Source organism: Streptococcus mitis (assembly GCF_003942685.1).
In the GTDB taxonomy this organism is placed as follows: Bacteria; Bacillota; Bacilli; order Lactobacillales; family Streptococcaceae; genus Streptococcus; species Streptococcus mitis_CD.
Window position 1 is genome coordinate 297,016 of sequence record NZ_RJNR01000001.1, and the last position, 26,240, is coordinate 323,255.

The following is a 26,240-nucleotide window of genomic DNA, read 5'->3' on the forward strand; positions in this document are numbered from 1 at the left end:
CGAGTTTTGCTATTTTTATATAGGGGGGGAAGTGTGTCGGATATAAAAATCATCCAAGATAAGATTTTATCTATCTTAAAAGAGTTCATTAGTATATGTGAAGAAAATAACCTTAGCTACTATGCTCTAGGAGGTACCTTGTTAGGAGCGGTACGTCATAAAGGTTTTATACCTTGGGATGACGATATCGATATCGGTATGCCTAGAGAAGATTATGAAAAATTTAAAAAACTAGCTCCAGACCTGTTACCAAGTAATTATAAATTTTTGAGCGAAGATACTGCTGGTTATAAAAAAGCTTTCTCTGTGATTAGAGATGATTCAACAAAGATTATCATGAATTATAGTAAAGAAGAATTGGTAGAAAGTTTATGGATAGATGTTTTTCCACTGGATGGGATGCCGTCAAATAATTTAGAGAAAAAAATCCATTCTTTTAGATACTTGTACACAAGAATGATGGTCCAGCTCTCTCAGTTTAATAGTTTAGTAAATCAAAAAAAAGAGAATCGTCCACTAACTGAAAAAATGATTATTGCTTTTGCGAACGTTGTTAATATTGAAAAGATTATTTCTTTTAACTGGGCACAGAAAAAATATTTACAAACGCTAAAAAAATATTCGTTTAAGGAAGCTTTTGCAGGGAACTATACAGGAGCATATAAACTTAGAGAAATCGTACCTTCAGACTATTTTGGAGAGCCAGTATCATTAGAGTTTGAAGGGATTGATCTGAGTTGTCCTCGTAAGTATAAAGAATATTTGGAAGCAATTTATGGAGAGAATTATATGCAGTTACCTCCAGAAGATAAGCGAAACCAACATCACTATAAGATAATATCTCTTGGTGATAACGAAGAATGGGAGTAGTTGAAACATGAAAAAAATCGCTTTAGTGAAATGGAGTATTGATAGAACAGATGGAGGCTTGAAAGTAGCTACGAGCCTTGCGAATGAATTATCAGAAATGTATGAAGTACATTTACTATCCATGATTTCTACAGAAACAAATTTTTTTCCAGTAAAAGACTCAGTTAAATATAGAAATTTATCACCTAAAAAAATTTCTATGAGTAAGAATTTTCTTTCCGCTGTTAAGTTACTAAGGAGTTATTTGACAAAGCAAGGTATCGATATTGTGTTTGGTATCGGAATGAGTATGAATTCAGTAGGTGTAGCAAGTACTCTTGGTTTAAAAACAAAATTTATTTCTTGTGACCACACAAACTCAATAGTTGACATTGATACTAAAGTTAAAAAAGTCCAGAGATATGTTGGTGCTAAATTTGCAGACAAGATTATTACTCTCACACAAGAAGATCGTAGAAATTATATAAAAAAATATGGTATTTTTGAGGAAAAAATTGATTACATCTATAATTGGAAAGAAGATTGTCTTTCCAATGTAGCTTATAACGATGAGTCGGTGAAAATTGTAACAGTAGGTCGCTTCGATTATCAAAAGGGCTATGATTATCTTGTTCAAGTTGCCAAGAAGGTTTTAAATGAGAAATCTAACTGGACTTGGGAAATCTACGGTTCAGGTGAACAAGATGAAGTAGATAAAATCAGAGATTTAATCAACGAAAATAATTTACAGGATAAGTTAGTCATAAAAGGACTTGAAAAAAATCAGGATTTGATTTATGGAGATAAAGGAATTTATGTCATGACTTCTCGTTACGAAGGTTTACCCTTGGTATTGTTAGAAGCTCAACAATACAATCTTCCTATAGTTAGCTTCAGTTGTCCGACAGGACCGAATGAGATTGTTGAAGAGGGAGTTAATGGCTATCTGGTTGAGTGTTATGATACAGACAAGTTGAGTGAAAAATTGCTTGAACTGATGGAAGATGAAGTTTTGAGACAGTCTTTCTCAGAACATGCAAAAGACAATATGGATAAATTTAATAAAGATAAAATTCTCAAGCAGTGGCTTGAACTAATTGAGACGATTTAGGAGATAGGATGAAGGATTGTTTGTTAACAATTGTAATGCCCAGTTATAATATTCAGGACTACATTTCAAAAGGGCTGGAGTCTTTTCAACAAGTACACCCGGATTATAAAAATAAATTTGAAGTACTGGTTGTCAATGATGGAAGTACAGACGATACGGCTTTAGTAGCAGAAAAAATATTAGCCAAAGATTCGTTGCTGGATGGCCGTGTCATTACAAAAGAAAACGGCGGTCATGGTTCGACAATCAATCGCGGTATTCAAGAAGCAAAGGGAAAATTTTTTAAAGTGATTGATGGGGATGACTGGGTTATTCCATCAGAATTTGAAAAGTTTTTAGATGCTCTTGAAACTGTTAATGTGGATATGGTGATTACAGATTTTACAGAGCAGCATGTCTATAACAATACTGCGGTACGAAATGATTTCGTAGACAAGTATGAAATTGGCAAAAAACACATGGGAATTCCGGATGTTCGCATCCCGATGCACTCGGTTACTTATAAGACATCAATCTTGTCGGAAAACAAGATTCGTTTAAGTGAAAAAACATTTTATGTTGATATTCAATACACACTCTTTCCTTTGGAGTATGTTCATAGTTTCAGTTATTGGAACTATGACATTTATCAATACTACATAGGTAGACCAGAGCAAAGTATGAATATCGAGAGTATGAAGCGTAATGTCCGTCATCATTTGACTGTTACAAATTCTGTTCTAGATTATTTTTCAAAAATTGAAAGTGAACCTATTTTAAACCGAGTTGTTTCTGAGACATTGGCCTACTTAATTAGTTTGCAGGTTGATTTATCTTGGATGGTCGATGGCTCGGAGGAACTATTGAAGGAATTGTATGGAAAGATTGATCAAAGCTCATATAAATACGTTCCTACGAAAAAATTTGACAGATTGTCTTACTTAAATTATAGGACTAGCTTTGCTTTGGGAATAATTTTTAATCCGATTTTGAAGAAATACTCTGAAAAGAAAGAAAAAGAGAGAGGCATTTAGGATGTTTATCAGCATCGTTATTCCGGTTTATAATGTTGCAGACTATCTGCATTATGCGATAGATAGCTTGCTGAAACAAACCTATCAAAATTTTGAGATAATCCTCGTCAATGACGGTTCCACAGATGATTCTCCTCGATTGTGTGAAGATTACGCTCGAAAATATGAAAACATCCATCTTTTTCACAAGGAAAATGGAGGCTTATCTGATGCGCGTAACTTTGGAGTGACAAAAGCCAACTCAGATTGGATTTTCTTTTTAGATCCAGATGATTACCTTGAAGACTATACGCTCGAATTAATGGTAAAAATACAGGAAACGCATCAAGCAGATTTGATTTCAACAAAAGTGAAAGCTACTTCAAAATATAATGATTATAGTTCCCATCATCTTAAACAGTCAGACTATGAAAGTTTGAGTGTGATTACAAAGGAGAAGGCCTTAGAACTGATGTTGGAAGACAAAGTTGCAACCGTCTCTGCCTGTGCTAAGCTTTATAAAAAAAGCATATTGGAACGCGTCCCATTCCCAGTTGGAAAAATCTATGAGGATTTTTATGTTGTAGGAGAACACCTTGCCTTAGCTGAAAGAATCGTGATTAGTCCACTTGAAACCTACAATTACTATCGGAGGGAAGGGAGTATAGTTCGTTCGACATTTACTGAAAAAAGATATGATTTCTTTGAAGCTGTTGCAAAAAATGAGGAAGTTATTAAAAGAGAGTACATTCAAAGTCCAGAATTAAAGCAAGCTTTGCAAGCTAAAAAATTATTAGGTGGTTTTGTAGTGATTGGTGCAAAAGCTGACTCAGGCTTAAAAGATTTTTCAAAAGATAAAGAGTTGTTGAGAGTCGAAATGAGTGAGTTACTAAAAAATAGTAAGTTATCATGGAAACTAAAACTAAAATACCTTATTTTTATGTTTAGCCCTAAATTGTATTTGTTGCTACGATAGTATGATACATAGATCCAATTTAATTTGCAACAAGTGTCAAAAAATTGTAGGAAAGAGGAAATATGAAAGAAGCGTTTAGAAGAATTGCCCATTATAAGTCTGTTCGTTCACGATTTTCAATGTCACTGATTGATTATAATAGGGCAGGTTGAGATGAAAGTACTAAAAAACTACGCCTACAATCTATCTTACCAACTGTTGGTGATTTTACTCCCGATTATTACGACTCCCTACGTAACACGGGTCTTTTCTTCGGATGATTTAGGGACGTACGGATACTTTAATTCCATTGTCACCTACTTCATCCTCTTAGCGACGCTAGGAGTTGCTAACTATGGGACCAAGGTCATTTCAGGACATCGCAAGGAAATTGAAAAAAACTTTTGGGGGATCTACTCTCTGCAATTAGGTGCAACAGTTCTTTCTCTGTCCTTGTATGTTCTTCTTTGTTTGACTCTTCCCTTTATGCAAAATCCGGTAGCCTACATTCTAGGCTTGAGCTTAGTTTCAAAAGGTTTAGACATTTCCTGGCTCTTTCAAGGGTTGGAGGATTTTCGAAAGATTACTGTTCGAAATATTACGGTCAAGCTTGTTGGAGTCATTTCAATCTTCCTCTTTGTCAAATCTGCAAATGACCTATATCTCTATGTTTTTTTGCTAACTGTATTTGAACTTTTGGGGCAACTAAGTATGTGGTTGCCTGCTCGAGAGTTTATCGGTAGACCGCATTTTGACATAGAATATGCTAGGCATCATGTGAAGCCCGTCATATTATTGTTCCTTCCGCAAGTGGCGATTTCCTTGTATGTTACGTTAGATCGTACCATGCTTGGAGCCTTGGCTTCTACAAAAGATGTAGGGATTTATGATCAGGCTCTAAAGTTGGTAAATATCCTTCTGACCTTGGTAACTTCCTTGGGAAGCGTTATGTTACCTCGTGTCGCTCATTTGTTAGCGACAGGTGATCATAAGGCAGTCAATAAGATGCATGAAATGTCCTTCCTCGTTTATAATTTAGTGATTTTCCCAATGATGGCAGGAATCTTGATTGTCAATGACGATTTTGTTCAGTTTTTCCTTGGTCAAGATTTTCAGGATGCACGTTATGCAATCGCCATTATGATCTTCCGTATGTTCTTTATCGGTTGGACCAATATCATGGGAATTCAGATGCTGATACCTCACAATCAAAATAAAGAATTCATGATTTCAACAACAGCTCCTGCCATTATCAGTGTAGGTTTGAATTTACTATTCCTTCCAAAACTTGGATATATCGGAGCAGCCATTGTTTCTGTATTGACAGAAGCGCTAGTATGGGCGATACAATTATACTTTACTCGCAAATACCTAAAAGAAATTCCGATTATCGGATCTATGACAAAAATTGTTCTAGCATCGGCTATCATGTATGGCATTCTGCTAGGTTCAAAAACAGTTATACATTTTTCGCCAACTATAAATGTTTTTGTATTTGCAGTGCTTGGTGGGATTTTTTATCTAATTGCTATCCTATCTCTGAAAGTGGTAGATGTGAAAGAATTAAAACAAATTATTGGGAAAAAATAGAATGCAGAAAACTAGGAATATTAATTTAGACTTACTAAAATTGTTTGCGTGTGTTGGAGTGGTTTTACTCCACACAGCTATGGGTGGGTTTAAAGAGGCAGGTTCATGGAATATTTTGACATATTTATATTATCTAGGAACCTATTCAATCCCTATATTTTTTATGGTTAATGGTTATTTATTGTTAGGAAAAAGGAATATAACCTATTCCTACATACTGAAGAAAGTAAAATGGATTCTAATAACAGTGTTATCATGGACTTTTATCGTTTGGTTGTTTAAACGAGATTTTGCAGTTAATCCTGTAAAAAAAGTTATAGGTTCGTTGTTGCAAAAAGGTTATTTCTCTCAGTTCTGGTTTTTTGGTGCACTAATACTTATTTATTTATGCCTCCCTGTTTTGAAAAAAATTCTGAATTCAAAAAGAAGATATTTATACATTTTATCTTTTTTTGTCGCTATTGGTTTAATTTTTGAGTCAGCAAATATTATATTTCAAATGCCGTTACAGTCATATGTTATACAAACCTTTAGGTTATGGACCTGGTTTTTCTATTATATTTTAGGTGGTTTTGTAGCGCAATTTAATGTGTGTAGTCTCAAATCAAGGTTTAAGAATTGGATGAAAATAGTTACGATATTTTTATTATTAGTCTCACCCTTAATACTATTTTTATTAGCAAAGACTACTTACCATAATTTTTTTGCTGAATATTTTTATGATATTCTATTTGTAAAAGTTGTAAGTTTAGGATTGTTTCTAACTATATTCTCACTTTCATTGAATCAAGACAGAAACAAATGGATTGTTTTTCTTGCTAATCAAACCATGGGAGTTTTTATAATTCATACTTATATTATGAAAGTGTGGGAAAAACTATTTGGTTTTAATTTTGTCGGAGCATATTTACTTTTTGCTCTATTTACTTTAAGTGTTAGTTTTATTATTGTTGGAATGTTAATGAAGATTCCTTACTTCAATCGAATCGTCAAATTATAAAAAGGAGAACAAGATGTACGATTATCTAATTGTTGGTGCTGGTTTGTCTGGAGCAATTTTTGCTTATGAAGCAACCAAGCGTGGAAAAAAAGTAAAAGTTATTGATAAACGTGACCACATTGGTGGAAATATCTACTGTGAGAATGTAGAAGGTGTTAATGTTCATAAATATGGTGCTCATATCTTCCATACTTCTAACAAGAAAGTCTGGGATTATGTTAATCAATTTGCTGAATTTAACAACTATATCAATTCGCCTGTAGCTAATTACAAGGGTAGCCTTTATAATCTACCTTTCAATATGAATACTTTCTATGCTATGTGGGGGACAAAAACTCCTCAAGAAGTTAAAGATAAGATTGCTGAGCAAACGGCTCATATGAAGGACGTTGAACCTAAGAACTTGGAAGAGCAGGCTATCAAGTTGATTGGTCCAGATATCTATGAAAAGTTGATTAAGGGATATACTGAAAAGCAATGGGGTCGTTCTGCGACTGACCTTCCACCGTTTATCATCAAGCGTCTACCAGTTCGTTTGACTTTTGATAATAACTATTTCAATGACCGTTACCAAGGGATTCCAATTGGGGGTTATAACGTTATCATCGAAAATATGCTGAAGGATGTAGAAGTAGAACTTGGCGTTGACTTTTTTGCTAATCGTCAAGAATTAGAAGCTTCTGCTGAAAAAGTTGTCTTTACAGGGATGATTGACCAATACTTTGACTATAAACATGGTGAATTGGAATATCGCAGTCTTCGTTTTGAGCATGAAGTTCTAGATGAAGAAAATTATCAAGGAAATGCTGTGGTTAACTATACAGAACGAGAAATTCCTTATACTCGCATTATTGAGCATAAACACTTTGAGTATGGTACTCAGGACAAAACGGTTATTACTCGTGAATACCCAGCTGATTGGAAACGTGGAGATGAGCCTTATTACCCAATCAATGATGAGAGAAACAATGCCATGTTTGCTAAATATCAAGAAGAAGCAGCACAGAATGATAAGGTAATTTTCTGTGGACGTTTAGCCGATTATAAATACTACGACATGCATGTGGTCATTGAACGTGCTTTGAATGTTGTAGAGGAAGAGTTTAAATAAGATAATGAAGAATAAAATTGATCGATGAAATATTATTTAAAAGAAGAATTTTTGAAGGATTCTGGTGCACGAAATGCGGGAAATAAGGCTCGAAACGTTGTTGAAGAAATAGTAGTTCGTGAGGGCTATAGTCCTTTGTTATTGCTGGTAAATGATAGGTATCAAATGGGGACTATCAGGGCCCAACGACACAAAGCCAAAGCCCTATCAAAAGCAATCTCTAAGTTAAGGGAAGGGGATCAGCTACTGATTCAATTTCCTATGCTTCATCATAGTTTCTTTACGACTCATTTAGTCAAAAGAATGCAACGTAAAGGAGTGAAGGTTCACTTTATTATCCATGATTTAGAAGTTTTGCGCTATGCTAATTTGGATACAGTACCCTTGAAGCATAAGATTCGTGTTCATCTTCAAGAGTCAAGTCTTTTGAAACAAGCTGATGGTCTTATTGCTCATAATCCAGTTATGAAATCAGTGCTTGTTGATAAGGGGATTTCTGAGAAAAAAATAGTTAGTTTAGGCATTTTTGACTATCTGATCCCGAATTATCAGGACAAAGATGATTTGTCTAAGGAAGGGGCTATTATTGTAGCTGGAAATTTAGCCAAAGAAAAAGCAGGTTACTTATATGAGTTGCCTGCAAGACCGGCATATAACCTTTATGGTGTTGGTTTTGATGAGGCTAGAAAGCTATCCAATGAAACCTATTTTGGTTCCTTTCTTCCAGATGAACTACCATCAGCATTAGAAGGAAGCTTTGGTTTGGTTTGGGACGGTGATAGTTCTAAAACTTGTAGCGGAGTGTTTGGTGAGTATTTGAGATACAATAATTCCCACAAGGCTTCCCTTTATTTGGCTTCTGGTTTCCCTATTATTGTCTGGGGGCAATCTGCTTTGGCTAATTTCGTCTTAGAAAAAGAGTGTGGAATTAGTATTGAGAGTTTACTTGACTTGGAAGAAGTATTGGAACATTTGTCTCAAGAAGAGTATCAGGGTTTGGTCAAAAATGCTAAGGCCGTAGGTCAAAAAATTCGTGAGGGTTCTTATCTTCTTTCCGCATTGCAAGCTTTCAATTAATGAATCTAAAAATGATTTAAATAGATGGATGAGGGAGTTACTGGATTCCCTCTTTTCTTATAGTTAAAAAGAGATTAAAAAATGAAATAAGATTCGATAGTTGTCAGAAAATAACAACTAAAAATGAAAATTCAGAAAAATATATTGACAATAGATTGCAAAGGGTCTATAATGGATAGAAAAACAAAGGAGAATACTATGAAAACAAGGAAAGTATTGGCTCTTGCGGGAGTCACTTTATTAGCAGCTGGTGTCTTAGCTGCTTGTTCTGGCTCAGGGTCTAGTGCAAAAGGTGAGAAAACTTTTTCTTATGTTTACGAAACAGATCCAGATAACCTGAACTACTTGACAACTGGTAAGGCAGCAACTACTGACATTACTAGTAATGTGATTGATGGATTGCTTGAAAATGACCGCTATGGTAACTTTGTGCCATCTATGGCTGAGGATTGGTCTGTATCTAAGGACGGCTTGACTTACACTTATACAATCCGTAAAGATGCCAAGTGGTACACATCTGAAGGTGAAGAATATGCTCCTGTCAAGGCTCAAGACTTTGTAACAGGACTTAAGTATGCGACAGATAAGAAATCAGAAGCCCTTTACTTGGTACAGGATTCAATTAAAGGTTTGGATGCATACGCTAAAGGGGAAACTAAAGATTTCTCTCAAGTTGGGATTAAAGCGATTGACGATCAAACAGTTCAATACACTTTGAACAAACCTGAAAGTTTTTGGAATTCTAAAACAACAATGGGTGTCTTAGCACCAGTTAATGAAGAGTTTTTAAACTCTAAGGGAGATGATTTTGGGAAAGCAACAGATCCAAGCAGTATCCTTTATAACGGACCTTTCTTGTTGAAATCATTGGTCGCTAAATCTTCAGTAGAATTTGAAAAGAATCCAAACTACTGGGATAAGGACAATGTTCACATTGATAAGGTAAAACTTTCATTCTGGGATGGTCAAGATACAGGAAAACTTGCAGAAAACTTCAAAGATGGAAGCTTTACAATGGCTCGTCTCTTCCCGACAAGCGCAAGTTATCCTGAACTTGAAAAAGAGTTTAAAGACAACATCGTTTATACACCACAAGATTCTACTACTTATTTAGTAGGTACTAATATTGATCGCCAGTCTTATAAGTACACTTCTAAGACTACAGATGAACAAAAGACTTCAACCAAGAAAGCTCTTCTAAACAAAGATTTCCGTCAAGCTCTTGCCTTTGGTTTTGATAGAAAAGCCTATGCTTCTCAAGTGAATGGTGCGAATGGGGCAACTAAACTGCTTCGTAACTTGTTTGTTCCTCCTACATTTGTACAGGCAGATGGAAAGAACTTTGGCGAAATGGTCAAAGACAAATTGGTGACTTATGGTGACGAATGGAGCAACGTGAACTTGGATGATGCTCAGGATGGACTCTACAATCCTGAAAAAGCGATAGCAGAGTTTGCTAAAGCTAAGACAGCTCTCCAAGTAGAAGGCGTTCAATTCCCAATCCACTTGGATATGCCAGTTGACCAAACCAATACAACAAAAGTTCAACGTGTCCAATCTTTTAAACAATCACTTGAAGAAACATTAGGAACTGACAATGTCGTCATTGATATCCAACAACTTCAAAAAGATGAAGTTCTCAATGTTACCTACTTTGCTGAAACGGCTGCTGGACAAGATTGGGATGTCTCAGATAACGTTGGATGGGGACCAGACTACATTGACCCATCTACCTACCTTGATATTCTCAAACCATCTGTAGGGGAAAGTACAAAGACTTACCTAGGATTTGACTCTGGAACAAACAACGCTGCGGCTAAGCAAGTTGGTTTGGAAGACTACGAAAAAATGGTTGTGGAAGCTGGTGAAGAAGTGAATGACATTTCAAAACGTTATGAAAAATATGCTGCTGCCCAAGCTTGGTTGACCGACAGTGCCTTGCTAATCCCAACAACTTCTAAAACTGGTCGTCCAATGTTGTCTAAGATGGTACCATTCACACTTCCATTTGCTTATTCTGGAAACAAAGGAACAAGTGAAGCTCACTTGTATAAATACCTTGATGTACAAGATAAACCAGTAACAACAGAAGAATACCAAAAAGCCCAAGAAAAATGGATGAAAGAAAAAGAAGAGTCTAATAAAAAAGCTCAAGAAGAACTCGCAAAACATGTGAAGTAGATTTTAAACATCTATAGAAACAGAGTGATAGAGGATTTGGCATTCGATAGGAATGCTAAATCCTTTTTATTTTATGATAACTCCCTCTAAATGGCAGACTATGGTTTTGCCAAAATTAAGAAAAAATTAGCAATTTTCCTAGCTTTCCTATTGCTTTATCTGCCAATATTTGTTATATTAAAAGTGCAATTATTTTTTTATAAACGTTAAGCATTGCACTTTTCAGATAGAAAGGAGTATTTTTCGAACAAGAAATGTAAACGCTTACGAAGATTAGTGAAAGGAATCAGGAGTTAATGGATAAACGATTTTTTGAAAAACGATGTACATACAGCATTCGTAAATTTGCACTAGGTGCTGCTTCAGTTATGATTGGGGCTAGTTTTTTTGCTACTGCTCCAGTATTGGCTAACACACCAACAGTTGGCTCAACAGATAACTTGCCAAGTGAGCTGGCTGATTTGGATAAAAAAGCGAGCGATAATGGACGGGAGTTCGATAAAGAAGCTGCAGCAGCAAATCCAGGTTCTGCTGAAACAACGGATGGACCAAAAACTGAAGAAGAGTTACTAGCTCTTGAAAAGGAAAACAAAGAAACTACTGACAAGTTGCCGAAAGAATTAGAAGGTAAAGTTGAAAAAGCTACTGATAATGGTAAAGAGGTAAATAAAGATCAATTAGCCCAAGATACTGGTAGTCTAGTTCCTGAAGATGTTGCCAAAACAAAAAATGGAGAATTGAACTATGGCGCTACTGTTAAGATTAAGACTCCATCAGGAGAAGGTAGTGGTATTGTCATTGGTAAGGATCTTGTTTTGACTGTTTCTCACAACTTTATCAAGGATCAACAAGATGGAAATATCCGTAAAGTTGTGGATAATGATAAAGGAGATGGCGATATTTTTAGTATATCCTACCCTGGTTTAGATGATGTAAAATTTAGTAAAAAAGATGTGATTCACTGGGATAGAGATGGTTATCTAAAGGGCTATAAGAACGATTTGGCTCTTGTGAGATTGCGTACAGTTCTTGAAAATGCTCCTGTTGAAGTTACTGAAAAGCCAGTTGTTAAGAAAGTTGGGGATAAAGTCAATATGTTTGGCTATCCTGCTGGTAAGTTGGCGCCAGTTATTAACACTGCTGTGGATTTTGCTGAATCTTATGGTGAAGGTGTTCAAGGAGTTGGTTATCAAGGTGGACAACCAGGTGCTAGCGGTGGCGGTATCTTTGACACGGATGGTAAATTGATTGGGGTTCATCAAAATGGTGTGGTTGGAGTCCGTAGCGGAGGCATCCTTTTCTCTCCAGCTCAATTAAAATGGATTCAAGATCATATTAAGGGAATCTCTAGTTCAAAACCAGCGAATTTAGAGGAAACTGAAAAACCAGTTGAAGAAAAGCCAAAAGAAGATAAGCCAAAAGAAGAAAAACCAGCGACAGCTAAGCCAGAGACACCAAAGGAAGTCACTCCTGAATGGCAAACTGTAGCAAGAAAAGAACAACAAGGGACTGTTGCTATTCGTGAAGAAAATGGTGTTCGTTACAATAAGTTATCTTCAACAGATCAAAATGACAATGCCAGCAAACCAGCCTTGTTTGAAAAACAAGGATTGACTGTGGATGCAAATGGTAATGCGAATGTAGATCTCACTTTCAAAGAAGAATCTGAAACAGGCAAATCACGTTTTGGTGTTTTCTTGAAATTTAAAGATACAAATAATAATGTCTTTGTTGGATATGACAAAGAAGGTTGGTTCTGGGAATATAAGACACCAGGTAATAGCACATGGTATCAGGGTGGTCGTGTTGCAGCTCCAGTAAATGGCTCAGTGAATCATCTGACTATTAGCTTAAAATCAGATGGTCAGCTGAATGCAACAAATAATGATGTAAAACTTTTTGATACGGTTACTTTGCCAGCTGCTGTTAATGAAAATCTTAAAAATGAAAAGAAAATCCTACTTAAAGCTGGTACATATGGTACTGAAAAGACAGTTGTAAATATTAAGACTGACAATCAGGATGGAGTTCAAAATACTGAAGCTACTGCTGAAAAAGAAACTGGTGCGGTGGTAGATGATAGTAAAGTGACTTATGATACTATCCAGTCTAAAGTCCTAAAAGCAGTGATTGACCAAGCCTTTCCACGTGTCAAGGAATATACGCTAAATGGCCATACTTTACCAGGACAGGTTCAACAGTTCAACCAAGTATTTATCAATAACCACAGAATCACCCCTGAGGTTACTTATAAGAAAATTAATGAAACAACTGCAGAATATGAAATGAAACTCCGTGATGAGGCTAATCTTATCAATGCGGATATGACAGTTCGTCTGCAAGTTGTGGACAATCAATTACATTTTGATGTAACTAAAATTGTCAACCACAATCAAGTCACTCCAGGTCAAAAGATTGACGATGAAAGAAAATTACTCTCTACTATTAGTTTCCTCGGGAATGCTTTAGTATCTGTTTCTAGTGAGCAAGCTGGTGCTAAGTTTGATGGGGCAACTATGTCAAACAATACGCATGTCAGCGGTGATGATCATATTGAAGTAACCAATCCAATGAAGGATTTGGCTAAGGGTTACATGTATGGATTTGTTTCTACAGATAAGCTTGCTGCAGGTGTTTGGAGTAATTCTCAAAACAGTTACGGTGGTGGCTCTAATGACTGGACCCGTTTGACGGCTTATAAAGAAACCGTTGGAAATGCCAACTATGTCGGAATTCATAGTTCTGAGTGGCAATGGGAAAAAGCTTATAAGGGCATTGTCTTCCCAGAATATACCAAAGAACTTCCAAGTGCAAAGGTTGTAATCACTGAAGATGCTAATGCAGATAAGAAAGTGGACTGGCAAGATGGTGCCATTGCTTATCGTAGCATCATGAACAACCCTCAAGGCTGGGAAAAAGTCAAGGATATCACAGCTTACCGTATCGCGATGAACTTTGGTTCTCAAGCACAAAATCCATTCCTTATGACCTTGGATGGTATCAAGAAGATCAATCTCCATACAGATGGTCTTGGACAAGGTGTTCTCCTCAAAGGTTATGGTAGTGAAGGTCATGACTCAGGCCATTTGAACTATGCTGATATTGGTAAACGTATTGGTGGTGTCGAAGACTTCAAGGCTTTGATTGAGAAAGCGAAGAAATATGGAGCTCATCTAGGTATCCACGTCAACGCTTCTGAAACTTATCCTGAGTCTAAATACTTTAATGAAAAGATTCTTCGTAAGAATCCAGATGGAAGCTACAGCTATGGTTGGAACTGGCTAGACCAAGGTATCAACATTGATGCTGCTTATGACTTGGCGCATGGTCGCTTAGATCGCTGGGAAGAATTGAAGAAAAAACTTGGTGAAGGTCTCGACTTTATCTATGTGGACGTTTGGGGCAATGGCCAATCAGGTGATAATGGTGCCTGGGCTACCCACGTTCTTGCTAAAGAAATTAACAAACAAGGCTGGCGCTTTGCAATCGAGTGGGGCCATGGTGGTGAATACGATTCTACCTTCCAACACTGGGCAGCTGACTTGACCTATGGTGGATACACTAATAAAGGTATCAACAGTGCCATCACGCGCTTTATCCGCAACCACCAAAAAGATTCTTGGGTTGGGGATTACAGAAGTTACGGTGGTGCAGCCAACTATCCCCTTCTAGGTGGTTACAGCATGAAAGACTTTGAAGGCTGGCAAGGACGAAGTGACTACAATGGCTATGTAACTAACTTGTTTGCTCATGATGTCATGACCAAGTACTTCCAACACTTCACTGTAAGCAAGTGGGAAAATGGTACACCTGTTACCATGTCTGATAACGGTAGCACCTATAAATGGACTCCAGAAATGCGAGTGGAATTGGTAGATGCTGACAACAATAAAGTAGTTGTGACTCGTAAGTCAAACGATGTCAATAGCCCGCAATACCGTGAACGTACAGTAACTCTCAACGGACGTGTCATCCAAGATGGTTCAGCTTACTTGACTCCTTGGAACTGGGATGCGAATGGTAAGAAACTTCCTACTGATAAGGAAAAAATGTACTACTTCAATACGCAAGCTGGTGCAACAACTTGGACGCTTCCTAGCGACTGGGCGAATAGTAAGGTTTACCTTTATAAACTAACTGACCAAGGTAAGACTGAAGAACAGGAAGTAGCTGTGAAAGATGGTAAGATTACCCTTGATCTTACTGCAAATCAACCATACGTTCTCTACCGTTCAAAACAAACCAATCCTGAAATGTCATGGAGCGAAGGCATGCACATCTATGACCAAGGATTTAACAGTGGAACTTTGAAACACTGGACTATTTCTGGTGATGTTTCTAAGGCAGAAATTGTCAAATCACAAGGCGCAAATGAAATGCTTCGTATCCAAGGCAATAAGAGCACAGTCAGCCTTACTCAGAAACTGACTGGCTTGAAACCAAATACTAAGTATGCCGTTTATGTCGGTGTTGATAATCGTAGTAATGCTAAGGCAAGTATCACAGTAAATACTGGTGAAAAAGAAGTGACTAGCTATACCAATAAGTCACTAGCTCTTAACTATGTCAAGGCCTATGCCCATAATACTCGTCGTGACAATGCTACAGTTGATGATACAAGTTACTTCCAAAACATGTATGCCTTCTTTACAACGGGTTCAGATGTATCAAATGTCACTCTTACTTTGAGTCGTGAAGCTGGTGATGAAGCAACTTACTTTGATGAAATTCGTACCTTTGAAAACAATTCAAGTATGTACGGAGATAATCATGATACAGGTAAAGGAACATTTAAACAAGACTTTGAAAATGTTGCTCAAGGGATTTTCCCATTTGTAATTGGTGGTATCGAAGGAGTTGAGGATAATCGCACTCACTTATCTGAAAAACATGATCCATATACACAACGTGATTGGAATGGTAAGAAAGTCGATGATGTTATCGAAGGAAATTGGTCATTGAAGACAAATGGACTAGTGAGCCGTCGTAACTTGGTTTACCAAACAATTCCTCAAAACTTCCGTTTTGAAGCTGGTAAGACTTATCGTGTAACCTTTGAATACGAAGCAGGATCTGACAATACCTACGCCTTTGTAGTCGGTAAGGGAGAATTCCAATCAGGACGTCGCGGTAATCAAGCAAGTAATTTGGAAATGCATGAACTACCAAATACTTGGACAGATTCTAAGAAAGCTAAGAAGGTAACCTTCCTCGTAACAGGTGCAGAAACAGGCGATACTTGGGTGGGTATCTACTCAACTGGTAACGCAAGCAATACTCGTGGAGATTCTGGTGGAAATGCGAACTTCCGTGGTTACAATGACTTCATCATGGATAAACTTCAAATCGAGGAAGTCACTCTAACTGGTAAGATGTTGACAGAAAATGCTCTGAAGAACTATTTGCCAACGGTTGCCATGACCAACTATACCAAGGAATCTATGGATGCCTTGAAGGAAGCTGTCTTTAACCTCAGTCAAGCAGATGATGACATTAGTGTAGAAGAAGCGCGTGCCGAAATTGCTAAGATTGACGCTCTGAAGAATGCCTTGGTACAAAAGAAAATAGCCTTGGTAGCAGAAGACTTTGAAAGTCTGAATGCTCCAGCTCAAGCGGGAGAAGATTTAGCCAACGCCTTTGATGGTAACTTGTCAAGTCTATGGCATACGTCTTGGAATGGTGGAGATGTTGGTAAACCTGCAACTATGGTTTTGAAAGAGGCGACAGAAATCACTGGATTCCGTTATGTGCCACGTGGATCAGGATCAAATGGTAACTTGCGTGATGTGAAACTGGTTGTGACAGATGAGTCTGGTAAAGAACATACTTTCACTGCAACTGATTGGCCAGATAACAATAAACCAAAAGACATTGACTTTGGTAAGACAATCAAGGCTAAGAAAATCGTTTTGACAGGTACTAAGACTTATGGAGACGGTGGTGATAGATATCAAGCCGCTGCTGAGTTGATATTTAGTCGTCCACAGGTTGCAGAAACAACTCTTGATTTGTCAGGTTATGAAACAGCTTTATCAAAAGCTCAAAAATTAACCAGCAAAGAGAATCAAGAGGAAGTAGCAAGTGTAGTAGCTAGCATGAAATATGCTATGGATAACCATCTCTTGACTGAAAGAATGGTTGCCTACTTTGCAGAATATCTCAACCAACTACAAGATCAGACTGTGAAACCAGATGCTCCTACAAGTAGTAAAGGTGAAGAGGCAGCACCAATTCTTGAAGTGCCTGAGTATAAAGGTCCGCTTGGAACAGCAGGTGAAGAAGCAGCACCAATTCTTGATGTACCTGAGTATAAAGGACCACTTGGAACAGCAGGTGAAGAAGCAGTTGTTAATGAAGTTCCAGAATACAAAGGTGGAGCCAATGCGGTAGAAGCAGCTGTCAATGAAGTTCCAGAATACAAAGGTGGAGCGAATGCAGTAGAGGCCTTGGTTCATGAATTGCCAGAATATAAAGGCGGAGCTAATGCAGTAGAAGCTTTGGTACATGAATTGCCAGAATACAAAGGTGGAGTCAATGCAGTAGAAGCTTTGGTAAACGAAAAGCCAGCCTACACAGGACTATTGGCTACAGCAGGCGATCAAGCAGCACCAACTATTGAAAAACCTGAGTATCGGATTAGTCAATTGGGCCAAGGTAAACTTGCAGAATCTAAAACTTCAGTTTCAACAGAAGATAAGAAGAGATTGCCAGAAACGGGAGAAAGCCAATCTGATACAGCTATCTTCCTAGCTAGCATCAGTCTCGCCTTATCTGCTGCTGTCCTTGCGACAAAACGAAAAGAAAATTAAAGAAGACTGAATTTTAGAACTTACAGGAACTAGAATTCAGACAGAAATAACTTAGTTGGAGAGAACCTCTAGGTTCTCTCCATTTTCAAATCAAAAATGAGACCGCTTACTGTAATAAGTGGGAGAAAGGAATAGGAGAAAGATGGATAGACATTTTTTTGAAAGACGTTGTCACTATAGTATTCGAAAATTTGCAATTGGTGCAGCCTCTGTAATGATCGGTGCTAGTATCTTTGGTGCAAATGTAGTGCAAGCTGCAGAGACAGTTGGAACACCTGAGAAAGAAGGAACAATCACACAAGCTCAGCCACTAGACAAGTTGCCGGACGATTTAGCAGCTGTTTTAAAGAAAGCTGAATCAGAGGCAACGGCAGATGCAGGTCATGAAGAAAATCATGAAAATACTGCAGGAACAAGCCCAGCAACAACTCCAACAGCTCCCAAACCAGCTGAGACTCTGAAGCCGGTTGAAACACCAAAAGCAGATTCTAAACCTGTAGAACCAGCTACACCTACAATCAAACCAGTTGAAAAGCAAATTGAAGATAGAGAAGATCGTAACCACTTAGAAGGTGTCACTGTTCAAGTAAACGACTCAGAAACTGGTACTCCTTATACTGCTGACAAGGCAGTGGACGGTAATCCTGATACTCGTTGGGCAACAAATCAAAATATTGACAAACCAACTTTCGAATTAACTCTTCCAAAGACTACACTTATTAGACATGTGGAAATTGATTGGGATCGTCGCGTTCGTAATGGTCAAAATGATCCAAATATCAAATCTTGGAGTCTCTACTATGCAGGTCAAGATGATGTAAATGCTAGTGGAGAAAAACAATGGAAACTAGCTCATACCAAGACTGGAGAACCTGTTTTAGATGAAAAAGTTGACTTAGCCAATAGTATTCAAGCTAAATATCTCAAGTTAGAAATCAATGACTATCAAGCGGGCACAATGGGCTGGAGAAACGCTGGGATTCAAGAAATTCGGGCTTATTCAAATATCCCTGATACAAGTAAGGTAACGGATATCCGTCAGGTTACAGAATTGACTGTTGCTAAAGACGGACAGTCTCTTGTCTTGCCAACTCTACCAGGAAAAGTCAGTCTTATCGGTAGCAACAAACAAGGTGTGATTGACCTTCAAAATCATATCTATAAGCCTTTGACTGATCAACGTGTTAAAGTTATGGTAGAGCAAATTAAAGATTCACATACCTTTACTAAAGAATTTGAAGTAGTCATCAAGGGGCTACATCAGGATGAAGGTGTGGGTATCAAACCAAAAGTAGCACCAGCTGTTCAACAATGGTATGGAAAAGAAGGTCAATCTTCTATCACTTCAGATACAGTTCTCGCGACAGGAGATTCAGGCTTTGATCAGTCTGTAACCTTCTACCAGTCAGATCTTGCTAGTCGTGGATTGGAACTTGCGACAGGTGACAAGCAGGCTCAAAAACGAATTGAATTTAAAAAAGTTGAAAACAAGGGTTATGGTAAGGAAGGTTATGCCATCACTATCCAAGATGGTGTCATTACCATCGAAGCTGCAACGAACACAGGAGCCTTCTATGCTACTCGTACTCTTCTTCAAATGGGGGAAAGCAATCTCCAAAATGGAGAAATTCGTGATTTCCCAAGCTTCAGTCACCGTGGCTTTATGCTAGATACAGGTCGTAAATTTATTCCTTATGACACCCTTGTAGACATCATGCTCAATATGGCTTACTACAAGATGAACGACTTGCAGTTGCACCTCAACGATAACTATATCTTCCTAAAGGAACACTTGGCAGGTAAGAATCTAACACAAGAAGAAGAGCTTAAGTATGTTCTAGAACATGCTAAGACAGGTTTCCGTGTAGAGACAGATATTGTCGGTAAGAATGGTCAAAAATTAACATCAGACGAGCACTATACTAAAGAAGAGATGCAAAATCTGATTAAACTTGCTAAGGCCTTGCATATCAATCTAGTACCTGAAATTGACACGCCAGGTCATGCTCTGTCATTTGTTAAAGTCCGTCCAGACCTCATGTATCAAGGTAGCCTGAGCGATTACAGAGGTAAACATAACGTAGAACGCGTAGCCATGCTCGACCTAGATAATAAATACGATGAAACACTGGCTTTTGTCAAATCAGTTTATGATAAACTTCTTGATGGTCCAGATGCACCACTTCATGGAGTATCTACTGTTCATATCGGAACGGATGAATACTACGGAAGTAGAGAAAGCTATCGTCGTTATGTAAATGACCTTATTAAATACATTAAAGGGAAAGGCTATACACCTCGTATTTGGGGATCGCTCAGTGCGAAACGAGGTAAAACAGCGGTTGATTGGAAAGATGTAGAAGTTGATATCTGGAGTATTGGCTGGCAGCAACCAAAAGAAGCTATTGCTCAGGGAGCTAAGATTATTAATATCACAGATATCCCAACATATAGTGTTCCGAATGGTGATAATCGTCAAACAGCTTATGGTGACTATGCTAACTATGAAACACAATATAATAGGTGGACACCAAATGATTTCCGAACAGGTCATGGTCCACTTCTAGAAGCATCCAATCCAAATGTAATTGGTGGTGGCCACGCAGTTTGGAATGACAATATTGATCTTCATGAGACAGGTTTGACATCTTATGATATCTTTAAACGCTTCTTTAAGAGCATGCAAACAACTGCAGAACGCACTTGGGGATCTGACCGTGCGGCTGCGACCTTTGCAGAACGTACCCTACCAACGAGCCCTTATGCACCACAGTCAAATCCTGACAGAGCGATTGATCAAAGTGATTTGTTTACTATCAATCCTGAAACAGTGAAGAACTATGCAAGCAAGAAGGTGAAGACAAGCGAGCAAGGATTGGCTTTTGAGAAAGATAGCAGTATTGAAGGCCTGGCAGGTGATGTTGGTCCAAGTCATGTCTTGAAGTTTGATGTAACTGTCACTGGAGACGGTGAACAAACCTTCTCAACAAGTGGAGACAACCGTATCTATCTAGCTGATAAAGACGGCTATCTTGCTTATCAATTTGAACAGTTCCATATCCAGTTCAAGAAAAAACTTGAAAAGAATAAACGTTATCAAATCTCTATCGTGACCAAACCACAATCAACGGAATTCTATGTGGATGGTGAGAAGATTGAACGTATCGCAAATCCAGCTCACCCTCGCTTTGCTCACAATAGCTTGGTTCTACCGCTTGAAAGCATCGGTGGGTTCAAAGGGATTTTACATAGTGCAGAGTTGTCAGATAAACCATTTGTAAATCCTCGTTTGATTCCAACAGATCATTTCACAGTTTCTGCAACTAGTCAAGAAACACCAGGAACAGCGACTGAAGGAGTTGTTGAAAAAGCCTTTGACAATGATCCAAATACCTTTTGGCATACTAAATGGACTGGTGATACTGCTCCGTACACTCTTTCTATGACCTTGAAAGAAGCAGAAAAAGTCAATGGTTTGACTTATCTTCCTCGGCCAGGTGGTGGAAATGGGGTCGTGACTCGCTACGAAATCTACGCACAAAAAGATGGCCAAATGGTCAAGGTTTCAGAAGGAAGCTGGGACAACAACGCTCAAGAAAAAACAGTTAACTTTGCAGCGGTTCATACCAACAAGATTGAGTTGAAAGTTCTATCAGGTGTTGGGGGCTTTGCAAGTGCAGCTGAAGTTCATCTATTGAAACCTATCAAAGAGGGACAAGAAACACCAGAACCAGAACAACCATCTACACCTGAAACTCCAAAAGTCGAGCAAACAGGTGATGGAACAGTTGAACTGGCGGATCAATTCACAGCAAGCAAACCAGCTAGCGAAGATAGTATTGCAGCTGCCAGCAAGAGCGCAGATTATCTCAAGAAAGAGTACAAGGTTTTCCCAACTCCACAAAAAGTGACTTATGGAGAAGGAGTCACAGCTCTTCGTAAGCAAGTCAATCTGGTAATGGGAGATCAACTCGATGTCTATACTCGTAATCGCTTGAAGAGTGTCTTACAGGACAATCAAGTATCCTACACTACTAGTCAATCAGCAGTTGCTGGCGCAACTAATATCTATCTTGGAGTGCATGGACGAGGCTCACAAGCAGAACAAAACTTATCTAACGTTTCAGCAGGTCTCTTTGACAAAATTGATGCTTATGCTCTGACCATCAAGGATAATTCGATTTCCATCGTCGGAAAAGACACAGATGCGGTCTTCTATGGTTTGACAACCTTGAAACACATGCTCAAAGAAAGTCAAGTTCCAGTTCTTCGCAATGTGACAGTGGAAGATTACGCTGAAATCAAGAATCGTGGTTTCATCGAAGGTTACTATGGAAATCCATGGTCTAATGCAGATCGTGCTGAACTCATGCGTTTTGGTGGCGATTTGAAATTGACCCAATACTTCTTCGCACCAAAAGATGATCCATACCACAACAAGAAATGGCGTGAACTTTACCCAGAAGAAAAACTAGCTGAAATTCGTGAACTTGCTCGCGTCGGAAATCAAAGTAAAACTCGCTATGTCTGGACCATTCATCCATTCATGAACAACCGTATCCGCTTTGGTAATGAAGCGCATTACCAAGAAGACTTGGCAACCATCAAGGCTAAATTTACCCAGTTGATGAAAGTGGGTGTCCGTGAATTTGGTATTCTAGCCGATGATGCACCAAGCCCAGTTGGAGGCTACAATAGCTACAACCGCTTGATGCAGGATATGACCAACTGGTTGACAGAAATGCAAGGAACTTATAGCGGTCTTCGCAAAGAAATGATCTTTGTTCCAGGTCAGTATTGGGGTAATGGGCGTGAAGCAGAGTTGAAATCTCTAAATGAAAATCTCCCAAGTTCAACATCTATGACCTTGACGGGTGGTAAGATTTGGGGTGAAGTTTCTGAAGGCTTCCTATCAACTCTCAAGAACAATCTAACTGCAGGTGGTAAAACTTATCGTCCAGTATCACTTTGGGTGAACTGGCCAGTTACAGATAACTCTAAACAACACTTGATTCTAGGTGGTGGTGAAAAATTCCTTCATCCAAATGTAGATCCAAGCTTGCTGTCTGGTATCATGTTGAATCCAATGCAACAGTCTGAACCATCTAAGATTGCCCTCTTTGCTGGAGCTCAATATACATGGAAACAGTGGAAATCAGAAGAAGAAGCTAAGAAACTCAATGACATTGCCTTCAACTTTGTTGAAAATGGTCATTTTGAAGATAGCAAGGTGTCAGCAGCCTTCCGCGAACTCGGTAAGCATATGATCAACCAAAACATGGATGGTCGTGTCGTTAAACTAGAAGAATCAGTTGAATTGGCTCCAAAATTAACAGATTTCATGACTAAGCTCAAAGCGGGTCAGGATGTAACTGCAGAACGTGCAACCTTGCGTGCAGAATTTGCCAAGATTAAAGAAGCGGCTGAACTTTATAAAGCATCAGGTGATAAAAAAATGGTTGCACAGATCCACTATTGGTTGGATAATGCAATCGACCAAATGAATGCCCTTGATGCCTTCCTAACAGGAACAGAGGCTATGGCTACAAATGATACAGCCAAACTTTGGGACAGCTACTATAAAGGTTTGAAATTGTACGAACAGTCTCAAACTCATACCTTCCATTATGTAGACCATCTTGAAAAGGCTGAATTGGGTGTTCAACATATCCGTCCATTTATCCTATCCTTGAAAGAAGTTCTAGCGTCTGAAGTTCAAAAAGTCTTGCATCCAGATCAAATCATCAGCACCTTTATTACCAATCGAACAGGTGTAGAAGGTGGTTTGGCAGAAGTAACGGATGGTGACTTGGCAACTCATGCTTTGATTAAATCACCAAATAGTATCAAGACAGGTGATTATATCGGTATGAAATTTAACAAGCCGGTAGATATCCAAACATTGACCTTTGCTATGGGAACTCAGGCAAATCCACGTGATACCTTTAGTAAGGCTGAAGTGCAGTATCAAGATGAAAAAGATAATTGGGTAAGTTTGAAAGAACCAACTTATGTTGGTAATGAGTCACTTGTTCAGTTTGAAAATCTTAACATCAAAGCTAAAGCAGTACGTATGATTGCTACAGAAGATCGTGATGACACCTGGTTTGCAGTTCGCGAGATTGCAGTAAATCGTCCAGTAGAGAACGCTCGTAAACAACAAACTGCTACAATTAGCCTCAGCTCAAATCTAGTTTATAAATTGAGAACATCAGCAAGTCAAATTACTGATGGTAAAGATAATACAGAAGCTATGATGGCAAATGCTGACGGCAGCAATACGACTCCAGTAGATGCCTGGGCACAACTTGACCTAGGTGAAGTCAAGTCAGTCACTAAAGTTCGTCTTCGCCAAGGAACTGGCGATAAACTTGCAGCAGGTGTACTTGAGTACTCTACAGATGGATCTGCATGGCAAGAGTTAGATCGCCTATCAGGAGAACAAACCAAGGAAGTGACTAGAGCTATCAATGCTCGTTACATCCGAGTACGCAATACCAAGGCAAGTGACCTTTGGTGGCGTATCCAAGACTTCTCTGTTGAGACACGCTCTGGAAATAGCGACTTAACAGACACCAACGTGGATGCTTTGAAAGAAACGCCAGTATTTGATAGCCTTGGTCGTTATGAACTTCAAATTCCAACTGGAACTAAACTTCCTGCAAATAGCTATCTAGGAATGAAACTTGACCGTATCCATCAAGTCCAAAGCATCCAGCTCCAAGGTCAAACAAATCCAGCACTCAGTCTAGAGTATTCTGCAAATGCTCAAGAATGGACACCAGCTAGCCAGTTGACAGACAGAACTGTCGCAACCCACTTGGTACGTTATGTTCGTCTTGTTAATAAAACAAATCAAGAACAAGCTGTGACAGCCACTTCTCTCCTTGTAACGACTAAAGAAGTGCAACCAACCAAACTAGAATCTACAACTATGGGTATTCATCCAACATACGGAAGCAATGATGTTCGTAAGATTAATAACCTCGATCAATTGTTTGATGGTGTGTACAACAACTTCGTTGAGTTTTCAGACTATGCCCATAAAGATGGCCATGTAACCTTGAAACTTGGTAGCGAACGCACTATCAAGAAGATCAGAGCCTACATCCAAGACGGGACTCAAAACTATCTTCGTGATGGTAAAATCCAAGTCAGCCAAGACGGTAAAACTTGGACGGATGTTGTGACAGTGGGAGATGGTGTAGTCAATAGTACACACGATGATTCATTGACAGATGGTTGGACACATGATTCTAAGATGCCAGGAAATCGTTACATCGAGGGTGAATTGACGACACCAGTCAAAGCCAACTATCTTCGTGTCCTCTATACAGCTGACTATGATGCTCGTTTTGTAGGATTTACAGAATTGGTGATTAATGATGGCGAATTTGTCAAACCAATCAATGATCCAACTGTAGAAGGAAACGGTGGCGAAAGCCGAGGCAACTTCTATACTAATCTCGTAGACGGAAAAGTCTTGACTAGCTACAAGGCGGAACAAGATAAGGGTGAATTGGTTTACCACTTGTCTGAACCAACCAATGCCAACCATCTTCGTCTCGTTTCAAGCCTTCCTGAAGGAGCGAAAGCACGAGTTCAAGCGAGAACACTTAAGGATGGACAAGAAAGTTGGACAGATCTTGGTGCCATTACATCTAGTTTCCAAACCTTTGCTATCCGAAATGGTGGTTCTCTTCTAGATGTTAAACTGGTCTGGGAAGGTGGCAAGGCTGAGTTTTATGAATTGGCGAGCTTCTATCAAGAATTGACAGAAGAACCTGTTCAATCAAGCAAGGGTGAAGAACCAGCACCAGTGCTTGAGGTACCTGAATTTACAGGTGGTGTAAATGCAGTTGAAGCTTTGGTACATGAGCTACCAGCCTACACAGGACCAGTATCAACCGTAGGTGACCAAGCTGCACCGACAGTAGAGAAACCAGAGTTTCAGGGTGGTGTGAATGCAGTTGAAGCTTTGGTACATGAGCTACCAGCTTATACAGGCCCATTGTCAACCGTAGGTGACCAAGCCGCTCCAACAGTAGAGAAACCAGAGTTCAAGGGTGGAGTCAACTCAGTTATGGCCTTGAAACATGATCTTCCAGAGTACACAGGTCCGGTATCAACCGTAGGCGACCAAGCCGCTCCAACAGTAGAGAAACCAGAGTTCCAAGGTGGAGTCAACTCAGTTATGGCCTTGAAACATGAACTACCAGCCTACACAGGTCCATTGTCAACCGTAGGTGACCAACCAGCACCGACAGTAGAAAAACCAGAATTTAAGCTAAGTTCGTTAGAAAAATCTCAGACTCCAGAAGCACCAGTTCAAGTTGCCAAGGAAGACAAGAGATTGCCAGAGACTGGTGAAAAACAGTCAGAAACAGCTATTTTCTTGGCAAGCGTTGGACTAGCCTTATCTGCTATCTTTGTAGCAAAAAGTAAAAAAGATTAGTTGTATATGACAATTAAACTCTTTCTTAATAGTATTCTAAATCAGTGGAGTGTATAGAACAAAAAACCTGAGAAGTACAATTGACCTTCTCAGGTTTTTATTATCTAATT

The 26,240-nt window shown here is 38.8% G+C and carries 11 protein-coding genes; all 11 read left to right on the forward strand.

Translation table 11 applies throughout. The features are described 5' to 3' along the window. The first annotated feature begins 33 nt into the window (after positions 1-33). Positions 34-870 carry a LicD family protein gene (locus D8855_RS01465; RefSeq protein ID WP_049493095.1) on the forward strand — a complete coding sequence of 279 codons (837 nt, stop codon included), beginning with the start codon at positions 34-36 and terminating at the stop codon, positions 868-870. Positions 871-877: 7 nt separating this feature from the next. Beyond that, positions 878-1,960, forward strand: coding sequence for a glycosyltransferase family 4 protein (locus D8855_RS01470; protein ID WP_049493093.1), 1,083 nt, complete (start codon positions 878-880; stop codon positions 1,958-1,960). A gap of 8 nt (positions 1,961-1,968) precedes the next feature. Next, positions 1,969-2,973 carry a glycosyltransferase family 2 protein gene (locus tag D8855_RS01475; RefSeq protein ID WP_049493090.1) on the forward strand — a complete coding sequence of 335 codons (1,005 nt, stop codon included), beginning with the start codon at positions 1,969-1,971 and terminating at the stop codon, positions 2,971-2,973. Position 2,974: 1 nt separating this feature from the next. Further along, the gene (locus D8855_RS01480) at positions 2,975-3,928 is read left to right on the forward strand and encodes a glycosyltransferase family 2 protein (RefSeq protein WP_049493086.1); all 954 of its coding nucleotides are present in this window, start codon (positions 2,975-2,977) and stop codon (positions 3,926-3,928) included. 153 nt (positions 3,929-4,081) lie between these two features. Next, positions 4,082-5,497: a flippase gene (locus tag D8855_RS01485; RefSeq protein ID WP_049510087.1), complete on the forward strand. Its 1,416-nt coding sequence runs from the start codon at positions 4,082-4,084 to the stop codon at positions 5,495-5,497. A gap of 1 nt (position 5,498) precedes the next feature. Next, on the forward strand, positions 5,499-6,497 hold the full coding sequence (locus D8855_RS01490) for an acyltransferase (RefSeq protein ID WP_049493080.1): 999 nt from the start codon (positions 5,499-5,501) through the stop codon (positions 6,495-6,497). A gap of 13 nt (positions 6,498-6,510) precedes the next feature. Continuing rightward, complete coding sequence (gene glf, locus D8855_RS01495; protein WP_049510085.1) at positions 6,511-7,608, forward strand: UDP-galactopyranose mutase; 1,098 nt, start codon at positions 6,511-6,513, stop codon at positions 7,606-7,608. 24 nt (positions 7,609-7,632) lie between these two features. Continuing rightward, positions 7,633-8,685, forward strand: a complete 1,053-nt coding sequence (locus D8855_RS01500) for a glycosyltransferase (protein WP_049510083.1) — start codon at positions 7,633-7,635, stop codon at positions 8,683-8,685. 198 nt (positions 8,686-8,883) lie between these two features. After that, a complete protein-coding gene (locus D8855_RS01505; RefSeq protein WP_049510081.1) occupies positions 8,884-10,866 on the forward strand; it encodes a peptide ABC transporter substrate-binding protein in 1,983 nt (660 codons plus the stop codon). 296 nt (positions 10,867-11,162) lie between these two features. Beyond that, positions 11,163-17,675 carry a SpGH101 family endo-alpha-N-acetylgalactosaminidase gene (locus D8855_RS01510; protein ID WP_125415588.1) on the forward strand — a complete coding sequence of 2,171 codons (6,513 nt, stop codon included), beginning with the start codon at positions 11,163-11,165 and terminating at the stop codon, positions 17,673-17,675. 142 nt (positions 17,676-17,817) lie between these two features. Next, on the forward strand, positions 17,818-26,130 hold the full coding sequence (locus tag D8855_RS01515; RefSeq protein WP_125415590.1) for an SIALI-17 repeat-containing surface protein: 8,313 nt from the start codon (positions 17,818-17,820) through the stop codon (positions 26,128-26,130). Positions 26,131-26,240: the final 110 nt, after the last annotated feature.

Bases quoted from the DNA above. Each gene is read 5' to 3' on its own strand.
- D8855_RS01470 (WP_049493093.1), top strand. From the start codon at position 878: ATGAAAAAAATCGCTTTAGTGAAATGGAGTATTGATAGAACAGATGGA.
- D8855_RS01475 (WP_049493090.1), top strand. From the start codon at position 1,969: ATGAAGGATTGTTTGTTAACAATTGTAATGCCCAGTTATAATATTCAG.
- D8855_RS01480 (WP_049493086.1), top strand. From the start codon at position 2,975: ATGTTTATCAGCATCGTTATTCCGGTTTATAATGTTGCAGACTATCTG.
- D8855_RS01485 (WP_049510087.1), top strand. From the start codon at position 4,082: ATGAAAGTACTAAAAAACTACGCCTACAATCTATCTTACCAACTGTTG.
- D8855_RS01490 (WP_049493080.1), top strand. From the start codon at position 5,499: ATGCAGAAAACTAGGAATATTAATTTAGACTTACTAAAATTGTTTGCG.
- glf (WP_049510085.1), top strand. From the start codon at position 6,511: ATGTACGATTATCTAATTGTTGGTGCTGGTTTGTCTGGAGCAATTTTT.
- D8855_RS01500 (WP_049510083.1), top strand. From the start codon at position 7,633: ATGAAATATTATTTAAAAGAAGAATTTTTGAAGGATTCTGGTGCACGA.
- D8855_RS01505 (WP_049510081.1), top strand. From the start codon at position 8,884: ATGAAAACAAGGAAAGTATTGGCTCTTGCGGGAGTCACTTTATTAGCA.
- D8855_RS01510 (WP_125415588.1), top strand. From the start codon at position 11,163: ATGGATAAACGATTTTTTGAAAAACGATGTACATACAGCATTCGTAAA.
- D8855_RS01515 (WP_125415590.1), top strand. From the start codon at position 17,818: ATGGATAGACATTTTTTTGAAAGACGTTGTCACTATAGTATTCGAAAA.